We start from the raw sequence: 9,991 nt of genomic DNA on the forward strand, positions 1-9,991 counted from the left end.
TTTCGGCCGGCCGCTGGCGCGGCTGGCCCGCCCGAAACCACCATGCGTTGCAACCAGGTTGAAATCGACGAGCGCAGGAAGATCCATACATTGATCCATTTATGAGACGAAGTGATCCAATCATGCCGTCTTCTACGCATTTTCGAAACGGCTAAATATGTTTCCAGCGACAACGAGCCGCCTCACACGATCAAGGAGATACGACATGGCGATATTGGTAACTGGCAGCACCGGAACCATCGGAACCCAGGTGCTCAGCTTTCTGGATGGGCATGGTGCCGACATCCGCGCGCTGACCCGCTCGCCTGAGAAGGCCAGCCTGCCCGCGGGCGTCACCGCGGTGAAGGGCGGTCTCGCCGACATCGACAGCATCCGCGCCGCGCTGGACGGGGTCAGCACGCTGTTCCTGCTTGCCCCCAACGCACCCGACGAACTGACCCAGGCGATGCTCGCGCTGAACGCAGCGCGCGAGGCGGGTGTGAAGGGGATCGTCTATCTCTCGGTGTTCAAGGGCGAGGTCTATGCCGACGTCCCCCACTTCGCGAGCAAGATGACCATCGAGCGCATGATCAGTGCTTATGACTTGCCGGTGACGATCCTGCGCCCTGCCTATTTCATCCAGAACGACATGCGGCAGAAGGATGCACTGCTCGGCGGCGGTGTCTACGGCATGCCGGTCGGCGCCAGGGGGATCTCGATGGTCGATGTCCAAGACATTGGCGAGGCCGCTGCCAAGGAGCTACTGCGGCGCGAGCAGGCAAGCGCGCCGCTTCCCCGCGAGATCTACGAACTGGTAGGCCCCGACGCCCTCACCGGCGATACGCTCGCGACACTGTGGAGCGAAATTCTCGGGCGCCCGATCGCCTATGCGGGCGATGACCTGGACGGCCTGGAGCAGCGCCTCAAGAGTTTCGGTCCGGCCTGGCTCGCCTATGATATGAAGCTGATGATGCGCCGCTACCAAGAGGACGGCGCCGTCGCGACCGACGAAGATGTTGCTCGCCTCACGGCACTGCTTGGCCATGCGCCGCGTTCATACCGTGATTTTGCTGAAGCCGCCGCCGCCAGCTGGTCACAAGGCTGACTGGGACACCCGCCGGTCTTCCCGACCGGCAGGCCGCAATATTCTTACGAAGCTGCTCAAGGACGATCGTGATGACCGAGATCTACCACAAGGAGCATCTGCTCGACCGCGCCGCGATGGTGGTGATGCGCGCCATGATCGCGCTCCAGCCAAAGGCCGATCTTGGCCCCGATGGCCGCACCGCGTTCGACGACCTCATGGGCAGGACCCCGGCGGCCGACACCGTCACCTACGAAGCCGCCGAGATGGGTGGCGTTTCCGGCTGGTGGTGCCGCACACCTGGGGCGACGCCGGGTGCCGCGATCCTCTATCTTCATGGCGGGGCGTATGTCGTCGGATCGGCCCAAGCTTATCGGAACTTCGTGGGACAGGTTGTACTACGCGCCAAGGTCGATGCGTTCGTTGCGGATTACAGCCTCGCTCCCGAACGGCCATTTCCGGCCGCGGTCGATGACAGCGAGGCGGTCTATCGTGGACTGGTCGCCGCCGGGATATCCAAGGTCGCGATCGTCGGCGATTCAGCGGGTGGCGGGCTGGCGCTCGTCACCGCGACACGGATGACCGCCGCCGCTCGGGGCGGCCTGACGCCGAAACCGGTCGCCGCCGTCGCGATGTCCCCCTGGACCGATCTTGCCCTGACCGGCGACAGCGTGACCACCCGTGCCGGGCACGATCCGTTGCTGACCCATGGGGCGCTGGAACAGGTACGCATCACCTATCTCGGTGACACCGATCCGAAGGATCCGCAGGCGTCGCCTTTATATGGCGACCTGACCGGCCTGCCGCCGGTCATGCTTCATGTCGGGGAGGACGAGATCCTGTTCGCCGACGCGCAGCGCATGGCCGATCGTCTTGAGACCGCCGGTTCAGTTGCCGAACTCCACATCTGGCAGGGCATGGTCCACGTCTTCCCGGCCAACCTCGCTCTTCTGCGCGCCGCGCCGGAGGCCCTCGAGATCATCGCCACCTTCCTGCGTCACAACCTGCGCGGTTGAGCGCTTCAACCCTGTCCTCGGACAACATTCTTGAAAGGAGATTTCGATGACTCGCATCCTGTTCGTTGGCCAGAAACCCGAGACCGTTGACTTTTCGGACCCGTCGCTGCCGCCGGGATTCAATGCGGAAAAGATCAACGCCGGCATCGCACTGGCGGTCGCGAACATCCACGAGCGCGGCTGGGAAAGCGATACCTGCATGATCACGCCCGATGCCGCCGGTCGCACCATGCTGGAAACGCAGTTGAACAGTGCGCACTATGATTGCGTCGTGATTGGTGGGGGACTTCGGATTCCACCGAAGAGCCTTGCATTGTTCGAAATGGTGGTAAACGCCGTCCATAAGGCGGCTCCCAACGCGACGATCGCGTTCAACACCCGGCCCGAAGACACGGCCGACGCAGCCGCCCGTACCCTGCCTCCATCTGACTAACCGCGCCTCCTAGTCGATACCAGCCTCGAGTAGCAGTGGACCTGCTTGGGCTTGATCGTCACAGTCATGAAAGTGACTTGAACGTCCCAACGTGTAAGGCTCCTCAAGAGCGAACATAGGCCCGCCGGGGTATCGGCGGGGCCCAAGCGAACGCCAGTCCTTCTGAGAGTACACCACAGCAGGCGATGCATTCGGTTGCGTCGGTTAGGGCGAAAGTTCTATGTTGCAATGCAACAGGGGCGTGCGATCGGCAACACCGGCTTGTCGAGCTATGTCAGCGAGTCGATCGCTGCAGGTGTAAGCGTCTGCCGTCTTCCCATATCCGACTCCAAGTCGGCCCGGTCGATCAAAAATCGGGTCACAAATCGGGTCACAAGAGCTGTCTAACTGAGACGAACTAGGTCGATCTCAGGGGAACCTCAGGTTCAAAGATTTGTGGTGCGATCAATGACTTACAGGCCGAATCACGAGGATTCAGGGTGGTGCCCCCGGCGAGATTCGAACACGCGGCCTACGGTTTAGGAAACCGTTGCTCTATCCGGCTGAGCTACGGGGGCACGGTGGCGGTTGGTAAGGGGTGGCGCCGAAGCGGTCAATCGCGGCCGTACGCGTGAGCCGAATATACCGCGATAGACCCAAAAAGATCGGGCCCGGACAGCCATGCCGCCGGGCCCGGTCTCGTAATCCGTGCCGCGAATGCCTGCGCATCCGGCGGCGGATGGTTACGCCTTGACGTGTTGCGCGATGTACTTGTTCATTTCGAACATCGTGCACTTGTCGCGGCCGAACACCTTCTTCAGCTTCTCATCAGCCAGAATCTCGCGCTTGTTGGCGGGGTTCTGGAGATTGTTGGCCTTGATGTAGTCCCAGACCTTGCTGATGACCTGGCTGCGGGGCAGCTTGTCGTTGCCGACGATCGCGCCGAGCTCGGGCGAGGGCTGCACCGGTGCATGGATGCCGCCGGTCTTGGTGGGGGTCGTCGCCATATAAAGTCCTTCCTGATGTGCCGTTCAAGCCGACATCGATTCACGCCTTCTTCAGCGCGCGCTCCTTGTGCGCTGCCTTTCTGCCGTTGTCACTCTCTACCATGCCTTGAGGAGAACCCTTCGTCGCACGAGCGCGAAGCGTCCGGCCCCTGTGCCGCGCGCCCGGCGCTTCAAGGGCTTGCGAGGGGTGCGGTTTTCGGGCGCCCGCACCGCTGCCTCATGCGGCGTGCCCTCACCTTGGGCGGGGTGCATGAAAACAATGAAAAACGGCTGATTTCCGCGATTTTCGGCCCCACGCTTGCGTTGTTGCCGGCATCGCGGCATCTGACCTGCGCAGCCTGAAAGGATGATCGATGAAGACCCGTGCCGCCGTTGCATTCGAAGCGAAGAAGCCGCTCGAGATTGTCGAACTGGATCTTGAGGGGCCGAAGGCGGGCGAGGTGCTGATCGAGATCATGGCGACGGGAATCTGCCATACCGACGCCTACACGCTCGACGGATTCGATTCGGAAGGACTGTTCCCGAGTGTGCTCGGCCATGAAGGGGCGGGAATCGTGCGCGAGATCGGTGCCGGCGTGACCTCGGTGAAGCCGGGCGACCATGTCATCCCGCTCTACACGCCCGAATGCCGCCAGTGTAAGTCGTGCCTCTCTGGCAAGACCAATTTGTGCACCGCGATCCGCGCGACGCAGGGCAAGGGGCTGATGCCCGACGGGACGAGCCGGTTCAGCTACAAGGGCGAGACGATCTTCCATTATATGGGCTGCTCGACCTTTTCGAACTTCACCGTGTTGCCCGAGATCGCCGTCGCAAAGATCCGCGAGGACGCGCCGTTCAAGACCAGCTGCTATGTCGGATGCGGCGTGACCACCGGCGTCGGCGCGGTGGTCAATACCGCCAAGGTCGCGGTCGGCGACAATGTCATCGTATTCGGCCTGGGCGGGATCGGCCTCAACGTGCTGCAGGGCGCACGGATGGCCGGCGCCAACATGATCGTCGGCGTCGACATCAACCCGGACCGCGAGGAATGGGGCCGCAAGTTCGGCATGACGCATTTCGTCAACCCGAAGGACGTGAGCGACATCGTCGCGCATCTCGTCGCGCTGACCGATGGCGGGGCGGACTACACGTTCGACTGCACCGGCAATACGACAGTGATGCGCCAGGCGCTGGAGGCGTGCCACAGGGGCTGGGGCACCAGCATCATCATCGGCGTGGCGGAAGCCGGCAAGGAGATCGCCACGCGGCCGTTCCAGCTGGTCACCGGGCGCAACTGGCGCGGCACCGCGTTCGGCGGCGCCAAGGGCCGCACCGACGTGCCCAAGATCATCGACTGGTACATGAACGGCAAGATCGAGATCGACCCGATGATCACTCATGTGCTGAGCCTGGAAGAGATCAACAAGGGCTTCGACCTGATGCATGCCGGCGAGAGTATCAGGAGCGTGGTGGTCTATTGAATCAGGCGCCCTCGGTTCTGCCCAGGGCCATTACAAGAAAAACCCCCGGCGTGCGAACGCCGGGGGTTTTTGTCTGGCCGGGAACGGGCGAACCCGCCCCGACGCCGGATCAGAACGACTTGCGGAGCGTCACGCCATAGGTGCGCGGCTGGTTCGGATAGCCGCTATAGCTCTCCGGCTCCGGGAATTGCTGCGCGACCGTCGGGAAGGTCGAGATCAGCGCATTGTCATTGGTCAGGTTACGGCCCCAGACCATCACGTCGAGCTGGATATTGGTGAAGCTGACACCAAGGCTCGCGTTCACGTTGTTGCTGTCGAACGTCGACAGTGCCGGCGGGGTGGTATCCGTGAGCTGGGTCGGGCTGACATAATCATATTCGCCGCGCAGATAGGCGTTAACCCCATCCGTGATGTCATGCGAAAGGGTTGCCGAGGCCGATACGCTCCATTTGGGGATACCGGCAGGACGCGTGCCGGTCAGGTCGCGGAAGGGCGGCCGCAGGCCTGTGGTCGTGCTGCGGGCGCAGCGCGGATCATAGGTGACGCACGGTGCGCGCGCGAAGGAATCAAATTTGGGATCGAGATAGGTCGCCGCGCCCGTGAGCGAGAGCCACGGCGCCGGGCGGTAAGCCGCGTCGATTTCGAAGCCCTTGACCGATTCCTTGCCCGCATTGACCAGGCTGTATCCAAGGCCGGTAAAGGCATTGGACTGGAAGCCCTTGATCTCCTGCTTGAACACCGCGAGGTTGAAGAAGCCGCCGCGGAATTTTGCCTTCAGCCCGGCTTCGTAGACGGTGACCTCTTCCGGAGCGGCCGAGCGACCAACGCCGTTCGATGGCGGGCGGCTGTCGGATGAGAGATTATAGGCGCCCGCCTTCCAGCCGGTGGAATAGCTGGCATAGACGTTCACGAAATCAAGGTCATAGGCGACGCGTGCCGCATAGGTGACCTTGTCGCCGGTCAGAATGCCCGACTCGTTCGCGTTCGGGAAATTGACCGGCCCGTGGACCGGCGAATCCCCGTAAAAGAATTGCAGGCCGTTCAAGGCGAACGGGTTGACCCCGCCAAGTGACGCCGGGCAGGCATTGAACGGCTGACCTACTCCACCCCCAGGTCCGTTAGGTCCACCGACACCAGGAAGAGAGGCGCCCAGGCTCGATCCGAACAGATTAACCGGCGTCCGCCCAAGGGTTGATGCGGGATTGAAGCCCTTTTGGAGCAAGCAGCCGAACGGCGAGCCCGGACTACCCGCAACATTCGCAAACGGCAGGAAGCCGAGACCCGGGATATTTTCCAGGTTCAGCGAGGAGAATGGGTCGTTCATGACCACATTGGACACCACCGCCTTGCGATCGTTCATATAGGCGATGCCGCCGGTCAGGGTCAGCCGGTCGGTGACCTTGAAATCCGCCTGGCCGAACAGCGAATAGGAACGCTGCTTCATCTTGTAGCGGTCGGAAATGCCTTGCCCGGCCTGGAAATAGGTACGCCCTGGCACGATCGCCGGATTGGTGAGGCTCTGCAACTGTTCGAGACCCGTGATCAAGCCCTGGGAAAGGGCGTTGACGAAGGCGCGGGCATCCTTGCCGAAACGGATGTCGCGGCCGGTGTCGAGCTTCTCATCCTGATAGAAACCGCCGACCAGCCAGCTGAAGGGACCGTCGCCGGTCGAGGCAAGCCGGAGTTCCTGGGTGAAGGTCTTGATCTCGTTCGCGGTCGTATTGCTCGCAATATCGGCGCCGGTGAAATCAATGTCCTGCTGCGACTGGTTGACCTGATTGCGATAGGCGGTGATCGATGTCAGCTTCGCGAAACCGACATTCCAGTCGACTTGCCCCGAAACGCCTTGACCCCGGATGCGGTTGGATGGATCGGTGTTGAAGATGACGTTGCGATCGAACACGCGTGTCGTGTCGGAAATGGCGAAGCCAAGCGCGCCGATCTGCTGTGTCGGAAAGCCGTTGCGGATCGACGAGACACCGCAGCAGACTTCCTTGATCAAATTGTAATCGCCGATGATGCGCACCGACAAATCGGATGACGGCTCCCACAGCACATCCGCGCGGACCGACCAGCGGTGGCGATTGTTCACGTCGGTGCCGGTGGTCAGATTGTTGAAATAACCGTCACGTTCGTTGACGCTGCCCGACAAACGGAACGCAAGGGTCTCGGTGAGTGGCCCGGTGACTGTGGCCCTCGCATTCATCAGGCTGTAATTACCGACGGTGATCTCCGCCTTGCCGCCCCAGTCGAATGCCGGGCGCTTGGTGACGATGTTGATCGCGCCGGCCGACACGTTCTTGCCGAACAAGGTCGATTGCGGACCACGCAGGACCTCGACGCGCTCGATCTCCGGCAGATCGTCCAATGCCGCGGCGGAGCGCGAGCGATAGACGCCGTCGATGAACACGCCGACCGAGCTTTCGATGCCGTCATTGCCATTGCCGTTGCCGAAGCCGCGGATCGAGAAATTGGTCTGGCCTGCCGCGTTGAACTGCGAAACCTTGAGTGAGGGAACGACCGATTGAAGGTCGATAAGGTCGCGGATCTGCGCTTGCTCGATCGTCACGGCGCCCGTCACGGCGACCGAGATCGGCACATCCTGCAGCGTCTGTTCGCGCTTGGTGGCGGTGACGATGATGTCGTCGCTGGTGTCCACGGCCTGTGTATCCTGCGTCGCAGCGGCAGGATCGGCGGTTTGGGCGGTTGCGGGTACTGCATAGATCAGTGCCAATGCAGACGCGGCAAGCAATTCATATTTCTTCATAAACATCCCCTCGTGTTTACGTTGCCGATCTTTTTGTCGGCTGGCACGTTCGTAAAGTCGGTACGGTAATCTGCGCTGCGTCGATTCGGACGTCAATGGCGTTTCATGCGGGAATCTGCGGGGTTGCGGCACAGTTGCCTAAATGAGACAGTCGGTGAATCGAACATCGTCACGCCGGAACGTCGCTTGCCGTAACGTCGCCTGCGAATCGCCGCGAAGGAAGCCCGAATGCCTGAACTGATCGCCAGCCCCGATGACGGGGATCTCGTGGCTCCGACTCCCAAGATCGCGGTGCCGGACGAGGTGGCGGAGGCGGTGCGGACGCTGATCCGCTGGGCCGGCGACGACCCCGCGCGCGAAGGGCTGATCGATACGCCGGCACGCGTTGCCCGCGCGTGGAAAGAATATTGCCAGGGCTATACCGACGATCCCGCGCACCATCTGTCGCGCGTGTTCGAGGAAGTCGGCGGCTATGACGAGATCGTGCTGCTGAAGGACATTCCGTTCCAGTCGCATTGCGAGCATCATATGGCGCCGATCATCGGCAAGGCGCACATCGCCTATCTGCCGAGCAACTGGGTGGTCGGCATCTCCAAGCTCGCACGCGTGCTGCACACCTATGCGCGCCGCTTGCAGGTGCAGGAAAGGCTGACCGCGGAGGTTGCCAATTGCATCTGGGACAATCTGAAACCGGTCGGCGTCGCGGTGGTGATCGAGGCGAACCATGCATGCATGAGCGCGCGCGGCGTGCGCACGCCGGGCGTGGCGATGGTCACCAGCCGGATGATGGGCGTGTTCCGCGAGGATGAGCGCAGCCGCAAGGAAGTCCTTGCCCTGATGGGCTTCTAGCACCGCGTGCCGGGGGCTGATCAAACCGTTCTGGTGACCGGGGGCGCGCGCCGCATTGGTGCGGTGATCGCGCGCCATCTGGCGGGGCAGGGGCGGCGCGTCGCGATCCATCACTGGAAATCGCATGACGAAGCCGAGGCGCTGGCCGCCGAGCTGCCCGGGGCAGTGGTGGTGACCGGCGATCTTGCCTTGTCGTCCACCGCGCAGGTGCTGATCGACGAAGTGCGCGACCGGTTCGGCACGCCGGTCGCCGGGCTGGTCAACAATGCATCGATCTTCCAGTTCGATCGCCCGCCGCTCGCCGATGGGGATGCGATGGCCGAGCATATGGCGGTGAACCTGACCGCGCCGGTGCTGCTCGCCTCGGCGATCGCGGCGCAGAACGACCTGGCGGACGGGGCGGTGGTCAATATCCTCGACCAGAAGGTCGTCAACCTCAATCCCGACTTCTTTTCCTATAGCTGCTCCAAGGTGGCGCTGGCCGGGGCGACTGCGATGCTGGCCCAGGCGCTGGGGCCGCGCATCCGCGTCAATGCGGTGTCGCCGGGCCTGTCGCTGCCGAGCCTCGACCAGACCGAGACCGAGTTCGCCGCGGTGGCGAGCCGCAACCTGCTGCAGCGTCCGGTCGATACCGGCGCGATCGCCCGCGCGGTCGATTTCCTGCTGACTGCGCGCGGTGTCACGGGTCAGAATATCTTTGTCGATAATGGCCAGCATTTCCTGCCCCGCAATGGCGATGTGATGTTCGAGACAAGGTCGGCGCATGGCTAAGGGCACGCGCTTCGCGACGATTCTTGACGGCCTGGAAGTCACCATGGGTCTCGGCATCCATCCGGAGGAACTGGCGGCGCCGCAGCGGGTGATCCTGAACGTGCGGCTCGAGGTCGATTATCCCGCGCCGCCGGCCGAGGACCGGATCGAGGCGGTGCTCGATTACGACTTCATCCGCACCGGCATTCGCGAGCTGGTCGCCGGGCGCCATTTCAACCTGCAGGAGACATTGTGCGAGGCCGTCGCCGCCTTGTGCCTGCGCGATGAGCGCGTGTGCGAAGTGACGGTGCGGTCGTCCAAGCCGGATATCTATCCCGATGCGGCGGTGGGGTGCGAGATCGTCCGGGGGCGTGGCTAGGGGCACGCGCTTATTCTTGCGCATGAAGGCGCGACGCTTCACGGAGCCGCGGCTCTGCGATTCTCTCGACCCGCTCCATCGCCTTGCGGATATCCTCGGCGACATTCGCCTCCTTCGCAGACGGTGGGGCAGGGCATGCCCAGAGCCCGGGGCGACGCGCACGCATCCATTGCAGCGCGGCGGTGATGTCGGGGCGCACTTCGCGCTTGTAGCGCACGATCACCGGCGCTTCGCTGGCAACCGGGTGGTAGACGCGCACCGCCTCCTCCTCATAGCCGATCGCACGCT

General features: G+C 62.8%; 9 protein-coding genes, 1 tRNA gene and 1 pseudogene. 7 read left to right on the forward strand and 4 right to left on the reverse strand.

The window, feature by feature from the left end:
* The first annotated feature begins 205 nt into the window (after positions 1–205).
* The 3 genes from ACRECS_RS27035 (at position 206) to ACRECS_RS27045 (ending at position 2,512) form a co-directional block, all read left to right on the forward strand.
* Positions 206–1,084, forward strand: coding sequence for an NmrA family NAD(P)-binding protein (locus ACRECS_RS27035; protein WP_431586074.1), 879 nt, complete (start codon positions 206–208; stop codon positions 1,082–1,084).
* Between the two features lie 71 nt (positions 1,085–1,155).
* Complete coding sequence (locus ACRECS_RS27040) at positions 1,156–2,079, forward strand: alpha/beta hydrolase (protein ID WP_431586075.1); 924 nt, start codon at positions 1,156–1,158, stop codon at positions 2,077–2,079.
* A gap of 46 nt (positions 2,080–2,125) precedes the next feature.
* Positions 2,126–2,512: a hypothetical protein gene (locus ACRECS_RS27045; RefSeq protein ID WP_431586076.1), complete on the forward strand. Its 387-nt coding sequence runs from the start codon at positions 2,126–2,128 to the stop codon at positions 2,510–2,512.
* Positions 2,513–2,992: 480 nt separating this feature from the next.
* Here the strand turns inward: ACRECS_RS27045 and ACRECS_RS27050 are convergent.
* Positions 2,993–3,069, reverse strand: a tRNA-Arg gene (locus ACRECS_RS27050).
* Between the two features lie 165 nt (positions 3,070–3,234).
* The gene (locus ACRECS_RS27055) at positions 3,235–3,498 is read right to left on the reverse strand and encodes an SWIB/MDM2 domain-containing protein (RefSeq protein ID WP_187763175.1); all 264 of its coding nucleotides are present in this window, start codon (positions 3,496–3,498) and stop codon (positions 3,235–3,237) included.
* A 353-nt stretch (positions 3,499–3,851) separates the two neighbouring features.
* On the opposite strand from ACRECS_RS27055, the gene ACRECS_RS27060 reads away from it, so the two are divergent.
* Positions 3,852–4,958: an S-(hydroxymethyl)glutathione dehydrogenase/class III alcohol dehydrogenase gene (locus ACRECS_RS27060; protein WP_431586077.1), complete on the forward strand. Its 1,107-nt coding sequence runs from the start codon at positions 3,852–3,854 to the stop codon at positions 4,956–4,958.
* A 109-nt stretch (positions 4,959–5,067) separates the two neighbouring features.
* Here ACRECS_RS27060 and ACRECS_RS27065 read toward each other — a convergent pair whose 3' ends face one another.
* Positions 5,068–7,725, reverse strand: coding sequence for a TonB-dependent receptor (locus tag ACRECS_RS27065; RefSeq protein ID WP_431586078.1), 2,658 nt, complete (start codon positions 7,723–7,725; stop codon positions 5,068–5,070).
* Between the two features lie 228 nt (positions 7,726–7,953).
* On the opposite strand from ACRECS_RS27065, the gene folE reads away from it, so the two are divergent.
* From folE to ACRECS_RS27080, 3 genes are read left to right on the forward strand one after another with little or no spacing between them, the layout of a single operon-like run.
* Positions 7,954–8,574 carry a GTP cyclohydrolase I FolE gene (gene folE, locus ACRECS_RS27070; protein WP_431586079.1) on the forward strand — a complete coding sequence of 207 codons (621 nt, stop codon included), beginning with the start codon at positions 7,954–7,956 and terminating at the stop codon, positions 8,572–8,574.
* Between the two features lie 33 nt (positions 8,575–8,607).
* Positions 8,608–9,345 (forward strand): SDR family oxidoreductase, encoded by a 738-nt coding sequence (locus ACRECS_RS27075; protein WP_431586080.1) that lies wholly within the window; start codon positions 8,608–8,610, stop codon positions 9,343–9,345.
* On the forward strand, positions 9,338–9,703 hold the full coding sequence (locus ACRECS_RS27080; protein ID WP_431586081.1) for a dihydroneopterin aldolase: 366 nt from the start codon (positions 9,338–9,340) through the stop codon (positions 9,701–9,703). The genes ACRECS_RS27075 and ACRECS_RS27080 overlap by 8 nt, the downstream gene beginning before the upstream one ends.
* Positions 9,704–9,713: 10 nt before the next feature.
* Here the strand turns inward: ACRECS_RS27080 and ACRECS_RS27085 are convergent.
* Positions 9,714–9,991, reverse strand: a pseudogene (locus tag ACRECS_RS27085) (hypothetical protein); the annotation flags it as partial.

Source organism: Sphingomonas sp., assembly GCF_050725575.1.
Classification (GTDB): domain Bacteria; phylum Pseudomonadota; class Alphaproteobacteria; order Sphingomonadales; family Sphingomonadaceae; genus Sphingomonas.